Source organism: Hydrophilobacter chitinilyticus (assembly GCF_049860745.1).
Taxonomy (GTDB): Bacteria; Pseudomonadota; Gammaproteobacteria; order Burkholderiales; family Burkholderiaceae_C; genus Rhodoferax_B.
In genome coordinates this window covers 4,560,551-4,585,383 of the sequence record NZ_CP187561.1, presented here as the reverse complement: position 1 = coordinate 4,585,383, position 24,833 = coordinate 4,560,551, and the positions used below count along the sequence as shown (strand labels likewise).

The window sequence follows — 24,833 nt, the reverse complement described above, 5'->3', positions numbered from 1 at the left end:
CACCATGAACACGTCCCTCAACACCAGCACCAGCTCCGCTGTCGCCGCCAAGCCTCTCTCCGGCAAGGTCGCCTTCATCCATGGCGGCTCACGCGGCATCGGTGCTGCCACGGCACGTCGCCTGGCGCGTGATGGCGCCAGCGTCGCCATCGGTTATGCGGCCTCGGCCATCGCCGCCGAAGCGCTCGTCGAAGAGATCAAGGCCAGCGGCGGCAACGCCATCGCCCTCAAGGCAGATGCCACCGATGCGGCAGCATTGACGCGCGCCATCGACGGCGTTGCCGAACGCTTCGGTCGCCTGGACATCCTCGTCAACAGCGCTGGCGTGCTGGCCATTGCACCGCTGGAGCAGTTCACCTTGGAAGACTTCGACCGCACCGTGGCCGTCAACATCCGCTCGGTGTTCGTCGCCTCGCAAGCGGCGGCCAAACACATGAAAGAAGGCGGCCGCATCATCAACATTGGCAGCACCAACGCGCAACGCATGCCCTTTGCGGGCGGCGCCCCTTATGCCATGAGCAAGTCCGCCCTCGTCGGCTTGGTCAAGGGCCTGGCGCGCGACCTTGGTCCACGCGGCATCACCGTGAACAACGTCGCACCTGGCCCTGTGGACACGGACATGAACCCGGAAGAGGGCGACTTCGCCACCTTGCTGCATGGCTTGATGGCCATCCCCCGCCACGGCAAGGCAGACGAGATCGCCGGCATGGTGGCCTACCTGGCCGGCCCCGAAGCGGCATTCGTAACTGGCGCCGACTTGCTGATCGACGGCGGCTTCGCAGCCTGATTCGAGAAGCCCTCGCCGATGCTCCTCCAGCCAGCGGGAAGCTGGCCCTGAAAGCGTTTCGCACGTCGTTAACGGTCGCACACAGGCGGCTGTTAACGAGGCGCTTAAGCAAGATTGGCCCCCATTGCGGCGTCAGCGCACATTTGCAAGTTCCCCTGCCAGCCCCCCGCTGGACATCTGCGGCGAAAACCGAACATTGGCGGCCGCGATGTGACAAATGTTGGATTGCGCAGCGTTTCACACGATTTACGAACGGTCGTTCACATTTGAGTCACAAACCCAGTACCCGCCTCTTCAAGAATCACCCATCGACGCACCGGGTTCTTCCACATCCCTGATGCGCTCGGTTGAGGTTGTCCATCGGCCTCGTCGACGGCTTGAAGGCAAAGGTGAAATCCTGGCTTTGACATGACGGTCGATTCTTCGGTGGTCCGTGTGGAATGAGAGGACCTTTCGGTGAGACTTTATTTCGTTGCCCCTGATGCGACCGAGGTACAGCGCCTTGCTGGATTCAAGGCAGCGGAAGCGACTTTTGCGGCTGCAGGCCTTTCACCCTTTGCAGCCGTCACGGCCCAGTTTCAAACGGGCACGATGACCTTGATGCCGAATCCTGCGCAACTGCGTGCCGCCTACATTTGGCGCGCTGCACTGGCCGCAGCATTGATGGCTTGCTACGGCGACGAAGGGTCTCCACCACATGCACGGCTCATGGTGGCGGAGTAGGGCTGCACGGTTCTCGGTTGGCCATGAATAATCTTCGGGCAACCGCTTGGGCTGCTCAAGAGAGCCGAACGCTTTTGCGCCTATTGAAATTCAAACCGCGCTGAACTTTCGTGTGCTGAGCAAGCCACGCCATAGGGGGACAGAATTGTTCAAGTTCTATGCGCATATGGGGTTGCCAAATATGTTCCGCCGTGCTCAACGTGCGAGGGCATGTTGACGGTCCTACGCTCAACTCAGTGAATGAATTGAGCGGCGGATGCGCACGGGCACTGACTTGTACGACGGCGTGCCGCTGCGAGCGTCCTGGTGATCCAAGGGAATCAGCACATTTGCTTCAGGGTAGTAAGCGCCTGCGCAGCCTTTCGGAATGTTGTAGGCCACGGCTGTGAGGTGAAGCATCGCCGCTTCTGGTGATGTCTCATCACGCTCGCCGCCATCGGCCTGTGTTGCTGCAACCACGTCTACGCGATCTCCTGCTGCAATACCGTGCTCTGCCAGATCGTCGGCGTTTAAAAAAACAACATCCCGGCGGCCAAAAATGCCCCGGTATCGGTCGTCCAAGCCGTAGATGGTGGTGTTGTATTGATCATGGCTGCGCAACGTGGCCAAGGTCAACACAGTAGGGTCAGTTTGCGTCGAATCGTCTTTCACTCCATCCATCACCAGAAACTCCGCCTTGCCTGATGGCGTGTGCCAAATGCGTTCGGACGGCCCTACTGGCAGTCGAAAGCCGCCGGGTGTTTGAATACGCCGGTTGTAGTCTTGAAAGCCTGGCACCACGCCTTCGATCGCGTCGCGGATGCGGTCATAGTTGCCCGCCATGCCCGCCCAGTCAATGGCGTACTTTTCGCCCAGCACGGCAGCGGCCATGGCGGCCACGATGGCGGGTTCTGAACGCACCAACGGAGAGGGCGGTGGCAGCCGGCCGGTGGAGGCGTGCACCATGGACATGGAGTCTTCTACCGTCACGGACTGCGGGCCGCTGGCTTGCATGTCTTGTTCGGTTCGCCCCAGGCAGGGCAGGATTAGCGTCTGCTTCGCCGTCAACAAATGCGAGCGGTTCGGCTTGGTGGCGATGTGCACGGCGAGTTGCAAGCCACGCATCGCAGGGAACGTGCGCTGCGGATCCGACATGGCGACCGCGAGGTTGCCGCCCAGGCAGATTAGCACCTTGGAGCGCCCGTCGGCCATCGCTTCAATGGCGGCTACCGCGTCGTGACCGTGTGCGGCGGGCGGCACAAAACCAAACTTTTTCTCTATGCCCTGGCGCAGCGCCAACGGCGCCTTTTCGTCGATGCCCACGGTGCGGTCGCCTTGCACATTCGAGTGGCCGCGCAAGGGGCAGATGCCCGCACCGGGGCGGCCGTAGTTGCCGCGCAGCAGCAAGAGGTTGGAGATCTGCTGCACGTTCTCGGTGCCGTGGCTGTGCTGCGTCACACCCATGCCAAAGCAGACAATCGTGGCCGAGGCTTTGCAGTAGATGCGCGAGACATGCTCCAGCGCTTCACGCGACAAGCCGGAAGTGCGCTCGATGTCGTCCCAATCGGTGTTCTCCAGATCCTGCACCAGCGCATCAAAGCCGTGGGTGTGTTCGGCGATGAATGTGCGGTCAAGCGTGCCAGCACCACCCGCCGCCAGGTCGATGGCATCCAGCGCCAAAACGCCCTTCATCACGCCCTTCAGGGCTGCGGCATCGCCGCCCACCTTCACCTGCAGGTAGTCGGTGGCAATGCCGGTGGAGCTGAAGGTGGCCATTTCCACCGGGTCTTGTGGTGCGGCAAACCGTTCGAGTGCGCGTTCGCGTAGCGGGTTCAGGGCCACGATGGCCGCACCTCGACGCGCCGCCGCGTGCAGCGTGGTCATCATGCGTGGATGGTTGGTGCCAGGGTTGTGGCCAATCGAGAGGATCAGGTCGGCGTGGTCGAAGTCCTCCAGCGTCACCGTGCCCTTGCCGATGCCAATCGACTGCGGCAAGCCCACGCTGGTCGCTTCGTGGCACATGTTCGAACAGTCCGGAAAGTTGTTGGTACCGTAGGCCCGCGCAAACAACTGATAAAGAAAAGCGGCTTCGTTTGAAGCGCGCCCTGAGGTGTAGAACTCCGCCATGTTCGGGTCCGGTAAGGTCTGCAGCACCGTGGCAATGCGTGCCATCGCGTCTTCCCAGGCAACCGGCACGTAGCGGTCTGTGCTGGCGTCATAAGCCATGGGGTGCGTCAAGCGGCCCAGGTTTTCGATGTCGTGGTCGTTCCAGGTGAGCAACTCGCTCACAGTGTGCTGGGCGAACACCTCGGGCGTTGCGCGCTTTTCGGTGGCCTCCCAAGACACGGCTTTGGCGCCGTTCTCGCAGAACTCGAATGCCGAGGTGTGTTGCGGGTCGGGCCAGGCGCAGCCCGGACAATCAAAACCCGTGGGCTGGTTGTTTTTAAGCATGATCTTCGTGCCCGCCAGCATGTTCATCTGGCCTTTGATGGCACGCGCTACCGCGCCCAGGGCATCCCAGCCGCCGGCCGCGTGGGTGTAGGTTCGAATGCTGTTGTCCGTCATGTGCATTCCCCTTTAATCTGCAACCGAGGCGGGTTGCATGGATCCAGTCGCCCTGGCGGCCTCATACACCCGTTCGTGATGCGATGCCAACAGGAGTACCGGTGCTCTATCGTCCAGCCATGCATTTGGTGCCACGAACCACGAGGCCATTTCCCAGTCGGACAATGCCACCGCCAGCGCATCGATGACCCCCTGCACATCGGCGCGTACGGCTTGGCTGCCCGCAGAAAACTGGAAGAACGGCAGCCAGATTTCGCCCCGCCACGGAAAGCTCAGCACCCGCCGCTGCACGATGTTGCGCGCCAGTTGAGCCAAGCCGGGGCCTTGTGGCCGAACGGCAATCTCGGCGCCCTTGGCCAACCCGCCGACACAACGGTAAGCCGCCAGCAAGCGCAAAAAATCGTGGTCCTGCTTTTCGTTTGCTGGCGAGGCAGTGGCAGCCCCCTCAGCTCGCATCACTTGGGTCGAATCCCAAAAACGACTATGGGCGTGGCGATGGGTATTGGCATCAAGGGTTGGCATAAAACCTCTGCGGTGGTGTGGTGTTCAGGCCATCTTGCGTCGCCGCCATTGCGCGCGTGTTTCAAGCACGCCGTGCTTTGTTTCAGTTGTAGGCGTTGCCGTTTTTCGGCAAGGGGCAGAGCCAGCGCGGCTTGAGTTGCATTTGAAACCTGCTGACGTCTCGCGGTAATCAACAGGAAATGGGTTGCCGCGACAGTGAAGGTCGGCGCCACGTGGCGAGGCTGAAGACTTCAGCCCCAATACGCGTGCACAACATTCAACGAATGCACATCCCCTGAAAGCGTTTTATGGAAACACAACTCTCCCCAAATGATCTCAAGTCCAAAGCGAGTGAATACCTGACCTTCCGGTTGAGCCAGGAGGAGTACGGCATCGACATCTTGAAGGTGCAAGAAATTCGCGGCTACGAGACCCCCACCCACATTGCCAACGCGCCGAAGTTCATCAAGGGGGTGGTCAATCTGCGCGGCACCATCGTTCCCATCGTCGACATGCGGGAAAAATTCAACCACGACGCCGCGTTCAACGCGTTCACCGTGGTGATCATTCTGAGCCTGAAGAGCCGCCTGGTGGGCATCGTGGTCGACTCGGTCAGCGATGTGTTGGCGCTGTCGCCAGACGATGTCAAAGCGGCGCCCGACTTCGAGAGCATTGTGGATACCAACAGCCTGTTGGGTCTGGGCTCTGTAGGCGAGCGTATGTTGATCTTGCTCGACATCGAAAAGTTGATGTCGGCGCCGGACATGGGGCTCGCCAGCCACTAGGCATTCGTGGCTGAGCTGGCTTGGCCAGTATTTTTAAACCCATCGCCCGTGCATGCCAATAGGGATGCGCGGCCGGTGGGTTCATTCACGCCACACGTTGCCGAGTTAGTGCTGCCCCGGCACCAGCTTGAAGACGGCCACAACCTGCACCAGGCCATCGGCCTGTGTTCTGAGGCTGCTGGCCGCCGCCGCCATTTCCTCCACCAGCGCAGCGTTTTGTTGCGTGGCCTGGTCCATCTGGTGGACGGCTTCGCCGACCTGCGCCACGCCAGAGGCCTGCTCGCCGCTGGCCGCGCTGATCTCCCCCATGATGTCGGCCACCTTGCGGATCGACGTGACCACTTCGGTCATGGTGGTGCCCGCACGGTCGACCAGCGCCGAGCCCTGCGCGACGCGTTGCACACTGTCGCCGATCAGCTTCTTGATTTCCTTCGCCGCCTCGGCCGATCTTTGCGCCAGGCTACGCACTTCGCTGGCCACCACCGCAAAACCACGCCCTTGCTCGCCGGCACGGGCGGCTTCAACGGCGGCATTCAATGCCAGGATATTGGTCTGGAACGCAATGCCGTCGATCACGCTGATGATATCGACGATCTTCTTCGAGCTGTGGTCGATCTCTTTCATGGTTTCGACGACCTGGCCGACCACATCGCCACCCTGGATGGCCACGGTTGAAGCGCTCAAGGCCAATTGATTCGCCTGGCGGGCGTTGTCGGCGTTTTGTTTGACAGTAGAACTCAGCTCTTCCATGGAGGCGGCGGTTTGTTCCAGCGCGCTGGCCTGGCTTTCGGTGCGCGCGCTTAAATCGTTGTTGCCTTGCGATATTTGCGCACTGGCCGTGGCCACATTTTCCGAGCCGGAGCGAACGTTGGCCACCACCTGCATCAGGCCCGTTTGCATGAGTTGCAGGCTGGACAACATTTCGCCCAGCTCATCGGTTCGGCTGGTGTCGATTTGCCCGGTCAGGTCTCCGGCGGCCACCTGCCGCGCCACCGCGCTGGCCTGCGCAAGCGGGCGCGTGATCGTGCCGGAGATCAGCCAGGCGATCAGCACGCTCAGTACCACGCTGGTGCCGCCCAGCAACATCATCAGATTACGGCTCTGGCTGTAGATCGCCTGCACCATCAGCGCCTTTTGGTCGATCTCCTTGCGCTGCGCATCCAGTAGCTCTTCAAACTTGGTCATGTAGAGCTTCGACGCTGGCGAGAATTTTTCGTCCAGCAGTCTGTTGGCTTCGTCGGACTTTCCTTGGCCGCGTAGCGCAATCACGGCATCGCGCGCTTGGAGGTAATTTTTGCGGGCATCCGTGATGTCGGCATACAGCGCCTTTTCTTGAGCTGTTTCCATGAGCGGCTCGACTGCCTTCTGATAGTCGCCAGACTGTTTGGTCGACAGCACAATGTCATCCGCAAAGAATGGCGTGAGCGATGGATCGCTGCTCTTGGCAATCGCCAAGGTGCGGCGTACACCTGCGGCGACGTTGCGGTACCAGTCGCTGAGGATTCTTTCGGTCTTGATCGGGCCGGTCACCATGTCTGAAGTGCTTTGGGCCACCGCATTGAGCCGAACAATGCTGAGCGCCATGATGACGGCCAGGAGGACGAGAACCGACGCAAAACCCAAGGCTAGCCGCCTTGAGACCGAAAGGCTTGTAAAAAGTGAACGCATAGGAATTCCTGGTTGAAGGAGGGACTTGTCAGGGCGCAAGTCTGTGTCTCGCCTGTTTCCGACGGGTTTCAAAACCCGTGGGCTATGTTTCACCTGTAGGAAGCGGGGTTGCCGGTTGATGGCCCACGGTGGCGAAAGGCGCGGAAAGTGATGTGGCAGTGCGGCACGGTTTCAGGTGTAATTTGGCGGGGGCGCTTCGACATTGAATCGGCACATGAATCGGTGTTAATCGGAGCGACGTTGACAAACTCCAAGCACATCCATGACCGCAACCGACTGCCATTTGATGAACCGCGACAGCGCCTGTGCCTGTATTGCACCCATGGCGCTTCGGTGCGGGCGCTGAGGAAGATGTAGAAAGATGGCCAAGGCGGCGTATAGATCTGCAGGGCAGACCCTGCAATCCAGAATCCTGGCGATCGGCGTGCTGGTGGTGGCTGCGCTGGTGGGCTCGGCCGTTTTCGACTCATGGCGCCTGCACGAGCATCTGGACGATTGGAATGAACGGGTGCTGGGCAATTTGGCCCGCGCCCTTTCCAACGAGGCCAGTCGCAACTTTCAAAGTGTTGACTTGCTGCTGAAGGACACCGCACGCTGGTACGTGGAGAACGGCCGCGAAATGAGGCCGGAGCAGGTTCAACAGGTGCTGGCTGCTCGCGCCAGGGGCTTGGGCCAGGTCAGCGTCTTGACGATTGTGGACGCCTCGGGGATGCAGCAGTTCCGCTCCAAAAGCACCCGCGAACCGCTGGCAAATGTCGCGGACCGCCCTTACTTTCAAACGCAGAGGGATGGTCAGAGTGTCGGCCTGTTCATCAACGAGCCGGTGGTGACCCGCAGCGAAGGCGTTTCGTCGCTGGTGATGTCCAGAAGAATGGAAGGCGCCAAAGGCGAATTTTTAGGCATCGCGACGGCCACCGTGACGCTGGAAGAGTTTCGCGACATGTACGCCACGCTGCAGCTCACGGAAGGCACGTCCTTGCTTCTCACGCTGGACGACGGCACTTTGATCGCCCGCCACCCGCCGGTTCCCGACGGCGATCCAAGCATCAAGTTCCCCGAGCTGAACAGCTTTAAAGACGGCCCCATCATCGACCGCGCCATCAGCCCCTTTGATGGTCGTGCGAAGCTGATCGCCGCGTTGCCCATCGGAAGCCAGCCGCTCATCCTGTCGGTGACACGCGACGAAGATCTGGCCTTTCGCCCATGGCATGAAGAGTTGCAGAGTGCCGTGGTGCGCACCGCGCTGCTGTCGTTGCTGATCATCTTCACAATCTACGGTCTTCTGCGCCAGCTCAAAAAGCTGGAGACGGCCGAACACGCGCTCAGAGAAAGCGAAGAACGGTATGCATTGACCATGGACGCGGCGGACGGCGGCCACGCCGAATGGAATATCAAGACCAGTGCCACGTTCCTGTCTGAAAAGTGGCGCTCGCTGCATGGCGTGCCGCAATTGCCCGAGGCGTCGACTCTTCAAGAGGTGGTAGGAGCGGTCACGCTGCATGAAGAAGACCGCGCTAAGGTGCGCGACACCATTGCGCTGCATCTGGCGGGGCGGTTGGCGTCCATCGAGATCGAATACCGGATTCTTGATACGCATGGGCAATGGCGTTGGGTGCACGCGCGTGCCAAAAGCTTGTTTGACGAACGCCGTGCACCGGTGCGCGTGTTCTGCGCGGCCACCGACGTGACGGAAGGGCGTGAGGCGGCATCGCGCAAGCTCGAGCTGGAAAGACGGGTGCAGCAAACCCAGCGGCTAGAGTCGCTGGGTACCTTGGCCGGCGGCATTGCGCATGATTTCAACAACATCCTTGGCGCCATCTTGGGCTTTGGGGAAATGGCGCAACAGCAGGCCCAGCACGGAACCGATCTGCACCGGCATATCGGCCGCGTGATGCAGGCCGGCGACCGGGCCAAGCTTCTGGTGCGGCGCATTCTGGATTTCAGCCGAAGCGGTGTGGCCGTGATGAGCCCCGTGCCCATCCAGGCGGTGGTGGAAGAGGCGCTGGCGATGCTGTCGCCCACCTTGCCGCTGGGCATTGCGATCAAGAGCGAACTCCATTTGGGTCGCACGGCCGTGATGGGAGACGCGACGCAGCTGTACCAGGTGGTCATCAATCTTTGCGCCAACGCCGTGCAGGCCATGGGAGAAACCGGCGTCTTGACGTTGCGGCTCGACCTAGCCCAAATTGAAGATTCCACCAAATGCATGCACGGGGAACTGGCGCCGGGCCCCTACGTTCGGCTGACGGTGGGCGACACCGGCTCGGGCATCGCCGCTGAAGTCTTGCCGTCCATCTTCAACCCTTTCTTCACGACGAAGAAGGGGCGAGACGGCACCGGCTTGGGGCTTTCCGTGGTGCACGGTGTGGTGACCGACCACCATGGCGCGATCGACGTCACCTCGGATGTGGGGAGCGTGAACAGTGGCACCACTGTAACGGTCTACTTGCCGACGCAGGGCACCAGTGCCGATCTTTCTGTTGAAGATGAAGCACAGTTGCCGCAAGGGCAGGGGCAAGCGATCATGGTGGTGGACGACGAGGCCGCGTTGGTCGAAATTGCCGAAGAGCTGCTCGCCAGCATTGGCTACGAGCCCGTGGGCTTCCATTCCGCCGAAGCCGCGCTGCAGGCTTTTGTGGCAAATCCAGAGCGATTTGATGCGGTGCTCACCGACGAGATGCTTCCGGGCATGCCAGGGCGTGAGTTGGCTAGGCGCCTGTTGGCTTTGCGTGAACACTTGCCCATCGTCATCATGAGCGGAAAAGTGACGCCCGACCTGGAGGAAAGCGCCCGTGCCATCGGCGTCAAGGCGGTTTTGCACAAGCCGCTGCGGCTGAAGGAAATGGCGGATGCTTTGGCGCATTGGACGGCTTCGACCGCTGCCCATTAAATGCATTACGGCCACATCGCACTTGCCAGCTTTTGGTTCGTTTTCGGACGAAACGATTACAGATGTAATCTGCCGCAGTTTCTTGAAATCGAACTGGAACAAAAACCAGCCGTAATGGACGGCAGAGCTATGTATGGTGTTTGACGGAATGCGACTATGGTAAAAATTTTGGTGATCGAAGAAGATCCCGCCATCAGAGCTTTGGTGCAAGAGTGGCTTGTGGCTGCAGGCTACATGGTGGACGTGGGGGGGCTGAACCCGGTGCAGGCCGCCCACATGCCCTCGCTTGTGCTGGCCAGCATGATGAATTTAAGGGGGCCGGGTGCCATTGAACTGCAGCGGTTGCGCAGCAAGTTCCCCCAAGTCCCGGTGGTGGTGATGTGTGCGCAGCTTGGCCATAGTTTTGCCTATGACTCCGAGACCGTGGTGTCGCTAGGGGTGCGAGCGCTGCTGGCAAAGCCGTTTTCGCAAGCGGAGTTGCTGCGCGCGGTGGAAGAAGCAGTCGCGCATGGTCGCTGACAAGGCGTCCGAACGGCTAGACGGGCAAAGGCTGAGGACACGCATCCTGGCGACCGGTGCGCTCGTGATCAGCGCGCTGGTGGGGTCGGCGGTCTACGATGCCTGGCGGCTGCATGAGCAATTGCAGATATCGAACCGGCGCGCCTTGGGCAACCTGGCCAGAGCGCTGGCGAATGAGGCGAAGCGCAATTTCGAGAGCGTCGATCTGCTGCTCAGGGACACCGCCGACTGGTACGAAGACGCGGCGGGCAAGCTGTCGCAAGAGCAGATTCAACAAGAACTCTCCGCCCGTGCCAGTGGCCTGGCGCAGATCAGTGTGCTGACGGTTGTGGATGCCCACGGCGTCCAGCGGTTGCGCTCGCGCGACACCGGCGAGCCGCTGGCGAATGTGTCTGATCGGGCGTACTTTCAAGCGCAGCGCGAGGTGCCCTCGGGCGGGCTGTTCATCAACGAGCCCATCGTCACGCGGACCGAAAAAATACCGTCGCTGGTGATCTCGCGTCGCGTGAATGGCCCGCATGGCGCATTCGCCGGGGTTGTGGCGGCGATTGTCACGCTGTACGAGTTTCAAGACATGTACTCCACACTGCAACTCAACGAGGGCAGCGCGCTGATTTTGGCGTTGGACGACGGCACGCTGGTGGCACGCCATCCACCGGCTGATGGGGCAGAGAACCGTCCCAAGTTTCCCGAGTTGGCTGTGCTGAAGGGCGGTGAATTGGTCGACCGTGCCATCAGCCCGGTGGATGGACGGCCCAAGTTGATTGCCGCATTGCCGGTGGGCAACCAGCCCCTGATCATCGCCATGACGCGCGACGAAGAAATTTCGCTGCGCCCCTGGTACGACGAAGTGCAGAGCGCCGCCATACGCACGGCTTTGCTGTTGCTGTTGATCGTCTTCACCATCCACCGGCTGCTGCGCCAACTGAAAAAAGTGGCCTTGGGTGAACAGGCCCTGCGCGAAAGCGAAGAGCGCTACGCCCTGACGATGGACGCCGCCGAAGGCGGGCACGCCGAGTGGAACATCGCCAATGGCACAACGTTTGTCTCGGACAAATGGCGCGCGCTGCATGGCATTGAGGCAGATGCGGATGTGTCGACCATCCGCGCACTGGTGGCGGCATTTCGAACGCACGAAGAGGATCGTCCGGGCACGCTGCATGCCATCGAGCAGCACATGGCGGGTTTGACGCCCTCGATCGAAGTTGAGTACCGCACGCACCACGGCGGCGATCAGTGGCGCTGGATTCACGCGCGCGCGAAGACGCTTTTAAACGACCGTGGCGAAGCCGCCCGCATCTTCTGGGCCGCAACCGACGTGACGGAACGACGCGAGGCGCTTGCCAGCAAACTGGCGCTGGAGCGGCGCCTGCAGCAAACCCAGCGGCTTGAGTCGCTGGGCACCCTGGCCGGCGGCATTGCGCACGACTTCAACAACATCCTGGGGGCCATTCTGGGTTTTGGCGAAATGGCACAGCAGCAAACCCAGCCGGGCAGCGCCATGCACCGGCACCTCAGCCGCGTGATGCAGGCTGGCGACCGCGCGCGTTTGCTGGTGCGCAGAATTCTGGACTTCAGCCGCAGCGGCGTCGCCGAACATGTGCCAGTCCACATCCAGTCGGTGGTGGAAGAGGCGCTGGCGATGTTGGCGCCCTCGCTGCCTTCGGGTGTTGTACTCAAGACTGAACTGGCGGTGGGCAATGCCGCCGTCAACGGCGACACCACCCAGCTCTACCAGGTGGCGATGAACCTGTGCACGAATGCGCTGCAGGCGATGGGCAACCCGGACTCTCGCGGGGGCGTGCTCACCGTGCGTTTGCAGCAGCACGACCTCACTGCCACCAAAACGTTGCTGCATGGAAGCCTGTCCCCGGGCCGCTACGCCTGCCTGGAAGTGGCCGACACCGGCACCGGCATCGAGGCGGATGTTTTACTGGCGATGTTCAACCCGTTTTTCACCACCAAGAAGGGCAGCGAGGGTACAGGCCTGGGCTTGTCGGTGGTGCATGGCGTGGTCACCGACCATGGCGGCGGCATCGACGTGGTGTCGCAGTTGGGCGTGGGCACCACGGTGTCGGTCTGGCTGCCGGTGGTGGGGACTTGCGAGGCGGTTCGCTCCACCTCCACCGTGCCGGTTCAGATGGCGCGGGGTAGGGGCCAGACCATCATGATCGTGGACGACGAAGTGGCCTTGGTTGAACTGGCCGAAGAGCTGCTCGCCCGCCTGGGTTACGAGCCCGTGGGCTTCCACACCGCAGAGGCGGCGCTGGCGGCGTTTGAAGCGGCGCCTAACCGGTTTGATGCGGTCTTGACCGATGAAATGTTGCCCGCCATGCCTGGTAGCGCGTTGGCGCAAAGACTGTTGGACTTACGCCCCGGCGTGCCTATTGTGGTCATGAGCGGAAAAATTACGGCTGAACTGGATGCCCAAGTGGCGGCACTGGGGCTGCGCGGGCTGTTACATAAGCCGCTGCAGTTGGGCGAAATTGCGCAGGCGCTGGCCCGCGTGATGGCATTTGACAGCGTTACCACGGGTGTTACATTTATTAAGCAGGCGTAAAGCGCCTGCGGCGTTTGCCGATAACCCATGAGTTGAACCATGAGGCTGGCTTGAAACCGAATTCGAGCCGCGTTTAAGCCGAGTGTTCTGTGTCAGCCAATTTCTTGCGCGCGAATGAAGCCCCATATTCTTGTCGTTGACGATGACCCCGCGATGCGGGAACTGCTCGCGGAGTACCTTGGCGAGAACGATCTTCGGATCACCACAGTTGCCACCGGTGGCGAGATGAAGACAGTCATGGCCGAGGCGGTGATCGACCTCGTGGTGATCGACCTGCGCCTCAACGGCGAAGACGGTATGCAGTTGGCGCGTGGCCTGCGCGAGCAGAGTGCGATTCCGGTGATCATCGTTACGGGCAAGCAGGAAGAAGCCGACCTCGTGATGGGGCTGGAGATGGCCGCCGATGACTACGTCACCAAACCCTTCAGCAACCGCGAGCTTCTGGCGCGCATCCGTGCGGTGTTGCGCCGCTACCAAACACAACCGGCCGAACTCACCCCCAGTGGCGGCGAGACCAAACGGCGTGCCTACCGCTTTGCGGGCTGGGAGCTGAACGTGCTGCTGCGTCGCTTGACGGCACCCGATGGCGAGCGCGTGGAACTGAGCAACGGTGAGTTCAATCTGCTGCTGGCATTTTGCGAAACGCCCCGGCGCGTGTTGTCGCGCGACCGGTTGCTGGAGTTGTCGCGCCTGCACGGCGCCGAAGTCTATGACCGGTCGATTGATGTTTCGATCCTGCGCCTGCGCCGAAAAATTGAAGCCGATGCCGCTGCACCGAAATACATCAAGACCGAGCGCGGTGCTGGCTACGTTTTCGAGACCGACGTCGAAGCTTTGCATTGAGACCGGAGTGCTGGCAGGCAGTCCTTGTCAGCTCTTCATGACGGGCAACTGAAAAGCGGCCACAACCTGCGTCAGCTTGCCTGCCAAGTGGCGCAGGCTATCGGCCGCAGCGGCACTTTCTTCTACCAGCGCGGCATTTTGCTGGGTGACTTGATCCAACTGCTGCACCGCATCACTCACCTGGCCAATGCCGCTAGTTTGTTCAGCGCTGGAGCCGCTGATCTCGGTCACCAGTGTGCTCACATGGTTGACCTGCGCCACGATCTTCGCCATGGTTTCGCCCGCCGTCGCCACCAGAGCGTTGCCGTGGGCGACGCGCTGGGTGCTTTCACCAATCAGCGTTTTGATTTCCTTGGCGGCTGCGGCACTGCGGTGCGCCAAGGTACGCACTTCGCCGGCCACCACCGCAAAGCCACGGCCTTGTTCGCCCGCGCGTGCGGCTTCCACGGCTGCGTTCAGCGCAAGGATGTTGGTTTGGAAGGCAATGCCTTCAATCACCTGGATGATGTCGGCCACCTTGGCCGCGCTGTCGGAGATTTCATTCATGGTGCTGGTGACACGCTTCACCACTTCACCGCCCTCGGTCGCCACGTCGGATGCATCGTGCGCCAGCCGGCTCGCCTGCTGCGAGGTCTGGGCGTTTTGCTGCACGGTTGACGAAAGCTGCTCCATCGATGCGGCCGTTTGCTCCAGATTGGCCGCTTGCTCTTCCGTGCGCTGGCTCAGGTCGGCGCTGCCGTTGGCCACCTCCAGCGAGCCGGTTTCAATCGACTCGGCGCTGCTGCGCACCTCCGAGACAATGTTCACCAAGCCCTGGTTCATCTTCTTCAGCGCTTGCAGCAGTTGCCCCACCTCATCGGTGGAATCCACATGCACGGCGCTGGTCAGGTCGCCAGCGGCCACGGTTTCGGCCAGCACTACCGCTTGGGTGATAGGCCGGGTGATCGAGCGCGACAGCGTTCTTCCCAACAGCACCGCAAATAAGAGTGCCAAGCCTGACAACACCACGATGTTGCGAATCCCGGTTTTGGCTTGCTGGTCTGCCTGGCTGGAAGCCTGGTTCATCAGGTTTTCCTGGTACACCGTGAAGTCGGCCATGGCCGCCGCGTAGCGGGCTTGTTTGTCGCGCAGTGGGCCATTCAGGGTCTGCATAGCCTCTTCGCGTTTTTGCTCGGCCACGAGCTTGTTGAAATCATCCAGCGCCGTCACGTATTCACCACGCCGCGACTGCACGGTGGCGAGCAAATTGCGGCCCTCGTCAGACTTCACCATGTCGGTGAGCGTGGCATAGAGCTTTCGGATCACTTCGCGGCTGGCCATCATGTTGGCCACTTCGCCCTTGCTTTGGTCGGCCGAGAGAATCAAGGAATCGCGGGAGAACTTGCCCTGCTTGCTGATCTCTTCCGAAATCTTATTGGTGAGGCGCACCTTGACGTAGTAGTCCTGGGTCACGTCTTTCAGGTCTTGGTTGAGCGACAGCAGCATCTGTGTGGACAGCGCAGCCACCGCCAACATCAACACAATGACCAAGCCAAACGAGAGCGCCATGCGCCGGGAGATCTTGAGGTTTTTAAGCATTTGCATAAGGCCTGAAAGGTGTCAGTTGGAGGTTTCTAAAGCGAGGGTTCTGCTGCCCTGCAGGCTCAAAAGCACTGCAATCTTTTCGGCAGAGCAGGAGGCGGCGTAGAGGTAGCCTTGAAAACCGTCGCAGCTACTCTTCTCTAAAAAGCGGTGTTGCGCCTCGGTCTCGATGCCCTCGGCCACCACCACCAGGTTCAGGCTGTGGGCCAGGCCGACGATGGCCGTGGCAATCGTCGCGTCGCTGGTGTTGGTGAGCGCTTCGCGAATGAACGATTGGTCGATCTTCAGTTGGTCTAGCGGCAAACGCTTGAGGTAGCTGAGAGATGAGTAGCCGGTGCCAAAGTCGTCCAGCGAAAAGCCCACACCAATGGACTTCAGGGCGGTCATTTTTTCAATCACGTCTTCGATGTCGCTGAAGAGCATGCTCTCGGTCAACTCCAGGCGCAGCCGCTTCGGGTTGACACCGCTTTTTTGCAGCACCGTCATGACCTGCGTGACGAAGTCGGCCTGGCGCATTTGCCGCGCACTGATGTTGACGGAAACGGTCAGGTGCCGCGAATCTGCATGTGCGGCCCAAAGGCGCAGCTGGTCGCAAGCGCGCTCCAAAACCCATTCGCCGATCTGCAGAATCAGCCCCGATTTTTCAGCCAGCGGAATGAACTCGGCTGGCGACACCGTGCCGCGCCGTTGATGGCTCCAGCGCACTAAGGCCTCCACACCGATGACGGTGCGGCTGGCGTCCACAATCGGCTGGTAATGCAAATACAGCTCGTGGCGCGCGATGGCACCGCGCAGCTCTCTTTCAAGCTCCACGCTGGCGGCGGCAATGCTTTGCATCTGCGGGCTGAACAAACGCAAGGTGTTGCGTCCCGCCGCCTTGGCCTGGTACATGGCCAGGTCGGCCTGCTTCAACACCACGTCAATGCTCTCGGTGTTGGCCCCAAAGGTTGCGACACCTACGCTGGGCGTGCTGAAGACCTCATGGCCGTTGAGCAGATAGGGCATGGACAAGCGCTGCACGATGTTCTGGCCCACTTGCTCGGCACGCTGGCAGCCGTCTGTGGCGGCTTCTCCCAAGCCTTCGAGCATCACCACAAACTCATCACCGCCCAGGCGCGACACGGTGTCGGTCTTGCGTGTCACCTCCAGCAATCTTGCGGCCACCTGGGTCAGCAGCATGTCGCCCTTGTCGTGGCCCAAGGTGTCGTTCAGGTCTTTGAAGTTGTCCAAGTCGATGAACAGCACGGCCCCCACCTGGCGTGTGCGGTGCGACAGGTTGATGGCGCGGCTGATGCGATCCAGCAGCAACCGGCGGTTGGGCAGGCCGGTCAGGCCGTCATAAAAAGCCAGGCGTTGGATTTCACTTTCATGCAGCTTGAGGGCGCTGATGTCCATGCGTGAGCCGAGCATGCGCAGCGGTTTGCCGTCGCCGTCTCGCTCCACCACCTTACCCCTGGTTTGCACCCACACCCAACTGCCGTCGAGGTGGCGCAGGCGGTGCTCGGTCTCATACCGAGGGGATTCGCCGCTCAGGTGTTTTTCAAACGCGTTGACTACGCTCTCCAAGTCTTCTGGATGGATTTCGTCGCGCCATTTCGAGGTGGTGTAGGTTTCGCCTACGGCGTGGCCCAGGATGTTGGCCGCCCGCTCGTCGACGTGCAGCAGTTCGCTGGGCAGCGACTGGTCCCACAGCCCCAGCCGCGCACCTGTCAGCGCAAGTTCCATGCGGTGTGTGCTTTCGGCCTCTTCCTGGGCGCGCTTTTCAGCCAGTGCGGCGAGCGTGAGGCGCTTGACCTGCACCAGCCGGATGCTGAAGCCTGCGATCAAGATGAACGCCGCCCAGGTGATGCCGAATTCGATCGCCAAGCGAATCCATGGTTTGTTGATCTCGGCCAAGCTGCGGCTGACCGTGACCACCAGGGCCTTTTCCAGATGCGACTGCGCCGGGTCGATGGTGCGCTGGATCACCATGCGGCGCAGGTCGGGTGCTGTGTCCAACCCGGGAATCGTGCTTTCCGGGAGCAGGGTAGGCGGCACAAACAGCACCATGAAGCCGTCGCGTTGCGAGATCGAACTCCACATGTCGGGCGCATAGATCACCGACTGCATCACCACATCAAAGTACGCGGGATTCAGCACGGCGGTGACCACACCGGCAGCGTCGCCGGGGGGCGACTCCATCTTCATCGACAGCTTGATGTTGGACGTGCCGGGGGTGTTTTCATAGGGCCGAGATACATACACCACATCAGGGTCTTGCATGTTCGGAATGCTGTGCAGAAACTCCTTGTCATCGAAATGGCCGTCGCGCATCTCGTCGCTTGAATGCAGGATGTTGCCCTTTGTGTCCAGCAATACCAAAGCCCGCACCCCGGGCATGGCAGCGCGAAGCCCTTGAATGGAGAGCCCGGTGGCCCTGGGGCCATTCATCAGATGCGCCCGGCGCACGTTGTCCAGCGCATTGCGCACGCCAGACAACTGGCGCCGCAGGTTCTCGTCCACGATGCGGGCCTGGGCTTCCAGGTGGGCGTGTTCGTTCTCCAGAATGAAGCTGCGCTCCGACCAGACTGCATAGATGCTGAGGGTGCAGCCGAGCAGAACCACGGCGGCGAACGCCAGCCATTCGGCTCGCTCTCTGCGCAGAGGTCTTTGGAGTTTCATGGAGTCGCCCTTCAATAAGATGCTGTTCTGCCAAACGCAGAAAGCAGTCTTCACGCGCGGCGACTCAAATGTGATGGTTTGGCGTTTCGAGCCGATTACCAAACCAGCACGGCATATTTCAGATGCAATAGTTGACCGGCCGTACTCAGGGATAACCAACATCACCCGTACGAGGTATTGGAGGGTTGACGGTGGTTCGCCTATATTGAGCCCCACCCGTGTGTGAATCGAGAAACAGCCCGTGCCAAATGATCTGCAAGCCCTGAGGCACATCTTGGTCGAGTCGACTCTTCGATGCTCTTGTTGGGGTACGCCACCATGCGACTGTTTGTCAGCTTATTGACCAGTCTATGGGTGCTCACAAGTTGCGCCATCCTGCCAGCGCCGCCGCGTCTCGCGCTCAGCCAAGCCTATACCGACGTGGCGGGCACCAAGCTTGCACAACTGGCAAATGCCTCTTTGCCGACCGACGGATCCACATCAGGTTTCAGGCTGATGCCCGAGGCCACAACAGCCTTGAGTGCCCGGATGGCCTTGGCCTCAACAGCAGAGCGCTCGATCGACGCGCAGTACTACATCGTTGAAGACGACCCGGTTGGGTTGTTGTTCTTGTCCTCGCTGCGTGCTGCGGCGCGGCGGGGCGTTCGCGTTCGCCTGCTGATAGACGACCTCTACGCCGGTAGCAAGTACCCCATCTACGCGGCCTTGGCCAAAGAGCCCAACTTTGAGATTCGGCTGTTTAATCCTCTTCCTGCGCAAGGAAGCGATTTGTCGCGCAGGCTGCTTTTTTCGTTATGGGAGTTTGGCCGCATCAACCACCGGATGCACAACAAGCTGTTTGTGGCGGACAACAGTTGGGCCATTCTGGGGGGGCGAAACATTGCTTCCGAGTATTTCATGCAGAGCGCCACCGCGAACTTCATTGACATTGACGTATTGGCCACTGGCCAGGTCGTTGCTGAGCTTTCAAGCACTTTCGACCAATATTGGAATAGTGCCGATGCGCGGCCGATCGAGAGCCTCGTCACGGCTGCTTCTGATGATCTGGCCGCGCCGCTGTCTCTGACGGACACAAAGGTTGTGGAGGCCTTGCTTTTTCCGGCATTGGAGCGCGACACCGACTTTTTGGGACAGGGACGTATCGCAGAGCAGATAGAGTCTGGCAAGGTGGTGCTGATAGGGGGATCGGCCGAAGTGTTGGTCGACCCGCCGGAGAAGATCTGGATGTCCAGTTCGAGTGAACGATATGCCGCCAGCGTGACCCGAAAAACGATCGCAGCACTCGGTGAAGCGAAGGAAGAGGTCGTGTTGATTTCGCCCTATTTCATTCCGGGTGAGCTGGGCCTGAAAATGATTGAGGGCAACACCGCGCGCGGCGTGAGAACAGTCATCTTCACCAATTCGCTCGAAGCAACCGATGAGACCTTGGCCTTCACCGGTTATGCGCGTTACCGCAGAGCCCTGCTGCGTGCGGGCGTGCGGCTATACGAACTGGGGGCGCAACTCTCGGGGCGCAACCCTGAGTATGGTGACTTCAAGTTGTCTGTGGGGCGTTTGCATGCCAAGGCCGCCATCATCGACCGTCGCAAGTTGTTCCTCGGTTCGATGAACATGGACAGGCGTTCGGCGCGCCAGAACACGGAAGTGGGCATCCTCATTGACAGCCCCGAGTTGACGCACAGTTTTTCTCGGCTGTCGGCTGTACGTCAAACGGGCGCTTTTGAGGTGCGGATCTCCGGTCAGGATGATGCCCTCGAGTGGGTCAGTCATACATCTGACGATGTGGAGTCGATACGCCGCGATGAACCTGGGTCCGACCTCTTGTTGTGGTTCAAGAACTGGCTGTTGATGCGCTTGGTCTCTGAAGAGGATCTTTAGCGTTTGCCAAAGCATTCATTCTTGCCACCTATTGCGTCAGATGCTGTGTGTTGACACTTTTGAATTGCTCCACATCGGCGGTGGATGACCCTGTGGAGAACATGCCGTGAACCCTGCAAGAACCAGTCGCGGCGCGGCCCGCAACACGATGCCTGCGATTTAAGCAGTGTGTCTAAGGCCGAGCGGGGCCTGGAGGCTTTCATTTTGTGAAGGCCCACCAGGCCCCTCTGTTGCCGATTAGCGTGCGGGCACCGGATCGATGGCCTGGTAGGCTTGCTGAGTGCGCTGCGCCGCCTTGTGCACCATGGTGTAGGCGTAGTCCACGCCCATGCCATAGGCGCCCGAGTGCTCCTTGACGATGGCCATCACCGCGTCATAGGTGTCGCGGTGCGCCCAGTCACGTTGCCATTCCAGCAGCACCTGCTGCCAGGTCACGGGGATCACGCCGGCTTGCACCATCCGTTGCATCGCCATGTCGTGCGCTTCCTTGCTGGTGCCGCCCGAGGCGTCGGCCACCATGTAGATCTCGTAGTCGCCCTCCAGCATGGCCGACAACGCGAAGGTGGTGTTGCAGACCTCGGTCCACAGGCCGGCCACGATGACCTTTTTGCGCTGGTTCGCGGCCAGGGCATCGCGCACCTTCTGGTCGTCCCACGAATTCATCGACGTGCGCTCCAGCACCGCTTGGCCTGGGAACACATCCAACAACTCGGGGTAGGTGTAACCCGAGAACGACTGGCTTTCCACCGTGGTGATGGTGGTCGGGATGTGGAACGCCTTGGCCGCCTTGGCCAGGCCCACCGTGTTGTTCTTTAGCACCTGGCGGTCAATCGATTGCACACCAAAGGCCATCTGCGGTTGGTGGTCGATGAAGATCAGTTGGCTGTTCAGCGGGGTCAGGACTTCGAGTTTGGATGATTTCATTGGGATGTACCTCAACTAATAAAAAAATGGTGGCCCGGCTGGTCGGTCCGGGCTGCGTCTGGCATTGCGTTGGGTGCCGTTAAGGCGCGGTGTCGACAAACACAAGCTCTGCGTCCGATGTCGCCGTGACGCGGAAGGTGTCGACATCGGCAATCGCTGCACCATCACGGGCCGCGAGCCGCACACCGTCGATCTCCACATCCCCGCTGGCCGTCACCAGATAACCCAGGCGGTCTTTGCCGAGGTGGTATTCCGCCGATTCACCGGCCTTCAGCGTGGCGCCCAATACCCGGGCGTTGGTGCGGATGGGCAGGGCGTCGGTGTCACCGGGCAGGCCGCTGGCCAAGGCGACGAACTGGCCCGAGCGGTCGCCCTTGGGGAAAGGCTTGGCGCCCCACGATGGGGGCTGGCCACGGCCGTCTGGAATGATCCAGATCTGGAAGATCTTCGTCGTGCCGCGCTCCTGGTTGTATTCGGAGTGGCGGATGCCGCTGCCGGCACTCATCACTTGCACATCGCCGGCTTCGGTGCGGCCGCTGTTGCCCAGGTTGTCCTGGTGGGTGATGGCGCCTTCACGCACATAGGTGATGATTTCCATGTCGGCGTGGGCATGCGGAGGGAAGCCGGTGCCGGGGGCGATGGTGTCGTCGTTCCACACCCGCAGCGCACCCCAGCCCATGCGGGCCGGGTCGCGGTAGTCGGCAAACGAGAAATGGTGTTTGGCGTCCAGCCAGCCGTGGTTGTCACCGCCGAGTTGGTCGAAAGGTCTGCGTTCAATCATGCTGTTGCTCCTGCGGTTGGCACCGTGTTTGTGTTGCGATGGGTGAACTTTAGGTTGTGGCGATTGATAAGAGAATAGAAAATATAGAAATCCATCCATTCCAAAATAGTCATGAAGAAACTGCCTGATCTGGAAGCCTGGGCGATCTCTGCAAAGGTGGCCGAGACCGGTTCGTTGGCGGCGCAAGAAGCGACGATGCCGCTCAGAGGACGTTTTGGATTCTGCGGATGAGGCATGCAACTGGTCGTCAGAAACGGCTTTAAATCAACCAAACGTAAACGCGTAAGCGCGAGCGCCAGGGGCCAGAAATTGAATCTCGACTGTGCTGCTGTCGATCCTGCCCGTTTGCCGTATAAGCTGGTACAGCCGGTTGGCCTCGATCAACCCGTAGCCATTCGCGTCGACATCGGTGCCGTGGTCCGCGCCCGGCGGTTTTCCGTTCAAGGTGATCCGAAAGCGTATAGGGGCCTTGGCCGACGCACCGCCCAAAACCAGGTTGACGTCACGCGCATGGAAACGCAAGGCCAGGGTTGCATCTGCACGCATCGACTCTGCAAATTCGGAGCGCACCGTCCACTCGCCGCCGAGCGACCATTCGTTGTCTGACAGCGGCCCGGGTTGATAGCTTTTCACACGGTCCAACGCTGGGCCGCCCTGGGTGCGCAAGCCGCTGCCTTTTTCGTAGCCCAGGTAGGTTTCAGGGCTGCGCAGATGGGCCGTGTCGGCGGCCATGCCGACACCTTGAGTGTCGGGGGGGATGTGGGCGGTGATGTCGGCCACGACTTTTCCCGTAGCGGCACTGGTGCCGGCCTCCTTCAGCAGCGCCTGGATGACACGTTCTGATTGGGCAAACCCGCCTTCGCCAAATTGGTGGTGGCGCACGCGGCCTTGTGCGTCGACGAAATACAGCGCGGGCCAGTACTGGTTGTCGAAGGCGCGCCAGATTTTGAAGTCGTTGTCTTGGGCGACCGGGTAGCTGATCTTCAAGTCCTGCAGCGCCCGCTGCACGTTGCCTTTGTCTTTCTCGAAGGCAAATTCTGGTGTGTGCACGCCCAGCACCACCAAACCCTGGTCGGCGTATTTCTGCGCCCAGGCTCGCACATAGGGCAAGGTGCGCAGACAGTTGACGCAGGAGTATGTCCAGAAGTTGACCAACACCACTTTGCCGCGCAGCGACGCCATGCTGAGGGGCTCGGTGTTCAACCACGCGGTAGCCCCGTCGAGCTTGGGCCGCACGGACTCCACAGGAAGGCCGGAAGGCAGCGAGGGAAGCTCAGCCGCATGGGCCGAAGGCATGGTGGCCTGCAACAAGCGTGCTTCGATACCGCCGTTGGCCGCTGGCAAGCTACGTGCGAGAAAGCCCGTGTCCCAACCAGCAGCCACGGCCACCGTCCCGACCAACATGGCGACACCGGCCAAGCGCGTGGCGACCCCGCCCGGCGCTTGCCGCGAGCGCAGCGCCGCAAACACACGACCACCTCTTTTCAACGCGCGCAACGCAAGCCCCAAGCCGGTGGCGGCGCCGGCCGCATACGCCAGCAAAAGCAGAGACGATGCCACACCAGGCCCCGCCAGCGCGGCGCCGGATAACACCAAACCGAGGATGGGGCCAGCGCAGGGCGACCAGATCAAGCCCGTGCCCACACCCAGCAGGAAAGAACCCCAGATGGACCGCGTGGACGGGGTGCTGGTCAGTTGCGATCCTGCCCGCACCAGGGGTTGGCTCAGCCACGTGGCCAGCCTTGGGAACACCAGGCTGGCCGCAAAAAGCATCAGGCAAGCCAACGCGAGCCAGCGCCCGACCTGGTTCAACTGCACCGCCCAGTGACTGGCCACCGCGCCGAGCGATGCGACGGAAGTAAAGGTCACGGCCATGCCCGTCAGCATCGGCAGGCCGCCTTGCGTGAACGGCTTGCCCGAGCGTGCAAACACAAACGGCAATACGGGCAGGATGCAGGGGCTGAACAGGGTCAGCAGTCCCGCAAGAAAGGCGATGAAGTAGAAGGTCATGGCGGCTCCGGTCGTGGATGTGGCTGGTGGGACTTAGAAACGAGTGACGTCGATCACCGCTTGCGCAAATGCCCCCGGCGCTTCTTGCGGCAGGTTGTGGCCAATGCCGCCATCGAGCTGGCGGTGCCGGTACTTGCCGGTGAACTTGCTGGCGTAGACGGCTGGGTCAGGGTGCGGCGCACCATTGGCATCACCTTCCATGGTGATGGTGGGCACGGCGATGGTGGGTGCCGCCGCAAGCCGAGCCTCCAGCGCATCGAAGCGCGATTCGCCTTGCACCAGCCCAATGCGCCAGCGGTAGTTGTGGACCACGATGGCCACGTGGTCGGGGTTGTCAAAAGCCTGGGCGCTGCGTTGGTAGGTGGCGTCGTCGAACTGCCAGCGTGGCGACGCCTGCTGCCAAATGAAGCGGTTGAACGCTGCAGGGTTGGCGGCGTAGCCGTCACGACCCCGGTCAGTGGCCAGGTAGGACTGGTACCACCATGCAAATTCAGCCGCAGGAGCCTGTGGCTTGGCATTTACTTTGGGGTTGCCAATCAAGTAGCCGCTGACCGACACCAGTCCGACCACACGCTCGGGCCACACGGCCGCCAGAATGCAAGCCGTACGCGCGCCCCAGTCGAAAGCGCCGAGCACGGCTTGGCGAATGCCGAGTGCGTCCATCAGCGCCACGATGTCTTGTGCCACCGCGCCTTGTTGGCCATTGCGCAAAGTGTCTGCCGAGCGGAAGCGGGTGGCGCCATAACCGCGCAGGTAAGGCACGATGACGCGGTAGCCGGCTTCGACCAGGCGCGGCGCCACATCAACAAAGGCATGGATGTCGTACGGCCAGCCGTGCAGCAAGATGGCGACCGGCCCGTCGCTCGGGCCCAGGTCGGCGTAGCTGACGCGCAGATCGCCGGCGTCGATGCTCTTCAACGCCGCAAAGATGGAAGAGGCTGAGCTTGATGTGCCGGTGGTGGCTGCACTTGCTTTGGATCCGAGCAGCGTACCCAGGGAACTGGTGGCAAGGGCAACGGTGGTGCCGGTCAAGAATCCGCGACGGCGCAAGGAGGGGATGGGCATGGTCATGCTTTGGCTTTCAGTGGTTGGAAGGGCGCCAACTTGTTGTGTGTTGGCGTACCCGTAGTAAACCGCTGCGATGTATTTGGCATGTGTCATGCCAGAGGAGAAATGCC

The 24,833-nt window shown here is 61.0% G+C and carries 18 protein-coding genes; 8 read left to right on the top strand and 10 right to left on the bottom strand.

Annotated features, from left to right (window positions below):
* The first annotated feature begins 4 nt into the window (after positions 1-4).
* On the top strand, positions 5-787 hold the full coding sequence (locus ACPWMG_RS20345) for an SDR family oxidoreductase (RefSeq protein ID WP_483301305.1): 783 nt from the start codon (positions 5-7) through the stop codon (positions 785-787).
* 456 nt (positions 788-1,243) lie between these two features.
* On the top strand, positions 1,244-1,510 hold the full coding sequence (locus ACPWMG_RS20340) for a hypothetical protein (RefSeq protein WP_483301304.1): 267 nt from the start codon (positions 1,244-1,246) through the stop codon (positions 1,508-1,510).
* A 228-nt stretch (positions 1,511-1,738) separates the two neighbouring features.
* Here ACPWMG_RS20340 and ACPWMG_RS20335 read toward each other — a convergent pair whose 3' ends face one another.
* Both ACPWMG_RS20335 and ACPWMG_RS20330 read right to left on the bottom strand, forming a co-directional pair.
* The gene (locus tag ACPWMG_RS20335; RefSeq protein WP_483301303.1) at positions 1,739-4,054 is read right to left on the bottom strand and encodes an FdhF/YdeP family oxidoreductase; all 2,316 of its coding nucleotides are present in this window, start codon (positions 4,052-4,054) and stop codon (positions 1,739-1,741) included.
* A 12-nt stretch (positions 4,055-4,066) separates the two neighbouring features.
* The gene (locus ACPWMG_RS20330; RefSeq protein ID WP_483301302.1) at positions 4,067-4,576 is read right to left on the bottom strand and encodes a hypothetical protein; all 510 of its coding nucleotides are present in this window, start codon (positions 4,574-4,576) and stop codon (positions 4,067-4,069) included.
* Positions 4,577-4,863: 287 nt separating this feature from the next.
* Here ACPWMG_RS20330 and ACPWMG_RS20325 point away from each other — a divergent pair, with 287 nt between their 5' ends.
* Entirely contained in the window at positions 4,864-5,340 is a 477-nt protein-coding gene (locus ACPWMG_RS20325; RefSeq protein WP_483301301.1) for a chemotaxis protein CheW, read from the top strand.
* Positions 5,341-5,445: 105 nt separating this feature from the next.
* Here ACPWMG_RS20325 and ACPWMG_RS20320 read toward each other — a convergent pair whose 3' ends face one another.
* On the bottom strand, positions 5,446-7,008 hold the full coding sequence (locus ACPWMG_RS20320; protein ID WP_483301300.1) for a methyl-accepting chemotaxis protein: 1,563 nt from the start codon (positions 7,006-7,008) through the stop codon (positions 5,446-5,448).
* Positions 7,009-7,369: 361 nt separating this feature from the next.
* Between ACPWMG_RS20320 and ACPWMG_RS20315 the strand changes: the two genes are divergently transcribed.
* The 4 genes from ACPWMG_RS20315 to ACPWMG_RS20300 all read left to right on the top strand — a co-directional run bounded on the left by ACPWMG_RS20315 (position 7,370) and on the right by ACPWMG_RS20300 (position 13,820).
* On the top strand, positions 7,370-9,898 hold the full coding sequence (locus tag ACPWMG_RS20315) for an ATP-binding protein (RefSeq protein ID WP_483301299.1): 2,529 nt from the start codon (positions 7,370-7,372) through the stop codon (positions 9,896-9,898).
* A gap of 156 nt (positions 9,899-10,054) precedes the next feature.
* A complete protein-coding gene (locus tag ACPWMG_RS20310) occupies positions 10,055-10,417 on the top strand; it encodes a response regulator (RefSeq protein WP_483301298.1) in 363 nt (120 codons plus the stop codon).
* Entirely contained in the window at positions 10,407-12,977 is a 2,571-nt protein-coding gene (locus ACPWMG_RS20305; RefSeq protein ID WP_483301297.1) for an ATP-binding protein, read from the top strand. Before ACPWMG_RS20310 ends, ACPWMG_RS20305 begins: the two co-directional genes overlap by 11 nt.
* Before the next feature lie 153 nt (positions 12,978-13,130).
* A complete protein-coding gene (locus ACPWMG_RS20300; RefSeq protein ID WP_483301296.1) occupies positions 13,131-13,820 on the top strand; it encodes a response regulator in 690 nt (229 codons plus the stop codon).
* 27 nt (positions 13,821-13,847) lie between these two features.
* Here the strand turns inward: ACPWMG_RS20300 and ACPWMG_RS20295 are convergent, their stop codons facing one another.
* The gene (locus ACPWMG_RS20295; RefSeq protein ID WP_483301294.1) at positions 13,848-15,404 is read right to left on the bottom strand and encodes a methyl-accepting chemotaxis protein; all 1,557 of its coding nucleotides are present in this window, start codon (positions 15,402-15,404) and stop codon (positions 13,848-13,850) included.
* Between the two features lie 15 nt (positions 15,405-15,419).
* Positions 15,420-18,062: a bifunctional diguanylate cyclase/phosphodiesterase gene (locus ACPWMG_RS20290; RefSeq protein ID WP_483301293.1), complete on the bottom strand. Its 2,643-nt coding sequence runs from the start codon at positions 18,060-18,062 to the stop codon at positions 15,420-15,422.
* Positions 18,063-18,380: 318 nt separating this feature from the next.
* On the opposite strand from ACPWMG_RS20290, the gene ACPWMG_RS20285 reads away from it, so the two are divergent.
* Positions 18,381-19,940, top strand: a complete 1,560-nt coding sequence (locus tag ACPWMG_RS20285) for a phospholipase D-like domain-containing protein (RefSeq protein WP_483301292.1) — start codon at positions 18,381-18,383, stop codon at positions 19,938-19,940.
* 237 nt (positions 19,941-20,177) lie between these two features.
* Here ACPWMG_RS20285 and ACPWMG_RS20280 read toward each other — a convergent pair whose 3' ends face one another.
* The 5 genes from ACPWMG_RS20280 to ACPWMG_RS20260 form a co-directional block, all read right to left on the bottom strand.
* Positions 20,178-20,864 carry a hydrolase gene (locus ACPWMG_RS20280; RefSeq protein WP_483300135.1) on the bottom strand — a complete coding sequence of 229 codons (687 nt, stop codon included), beginning with the start codon at positions 20,862-20,864 and terminating at the stop codon, positions 20,178-20,180.
* A gap of 79 nt (positions 20,865-20,943) precedes the next feature.
* A complete protein-coding gene (locus tag ACPWMG_RS20275) occupies positions 20,944-21,645 on the bottom strand; it encodes a pirin family protein (RefSeq protein ID WP_483300134.1) in 702 nt (233 codons plus the stop codon).
* A complete protein-coding gene (locus ACPWMG_RS20270; RefSeq protein WP_483301291.1) occupies positions 21,642-21,881 on the bottom strand; it encodes a hypothetical protein in 240 nt (79 codons plus the stop codon). Before ACPWMG_RS20270 ends, ACPWMG_RS20275 begins: the two co-directional genes overlap by 4 nt.
* 28 nt (positions 21,882-21,909) lie before the next feature.
* A complete protein-coding gene (locus ACPWMG_RS20265; protein ID WP_483301290.1) occupies positions 21,910-23,655 on the bottom strand; it encodes a cytochrome c biogenesis protein DipZ in 1,746 nt (581 codons plus the stop codon).
* A gap of 33 nt (positions 23,656-23,688) precedes the next feature.
* Positions 23,689-24,726, bottom strand: coding sequence for an alpha/beta fold hydrolase (locus tag ACPWMG_RS20260; protein WP_483301289.1), 1,038 nt, complete (start codon positions 24,724-24,726; stop codon positions 23,689-23,691).
* Positions 24,727-24,833 lie beyond the last annotated feature (107 nt).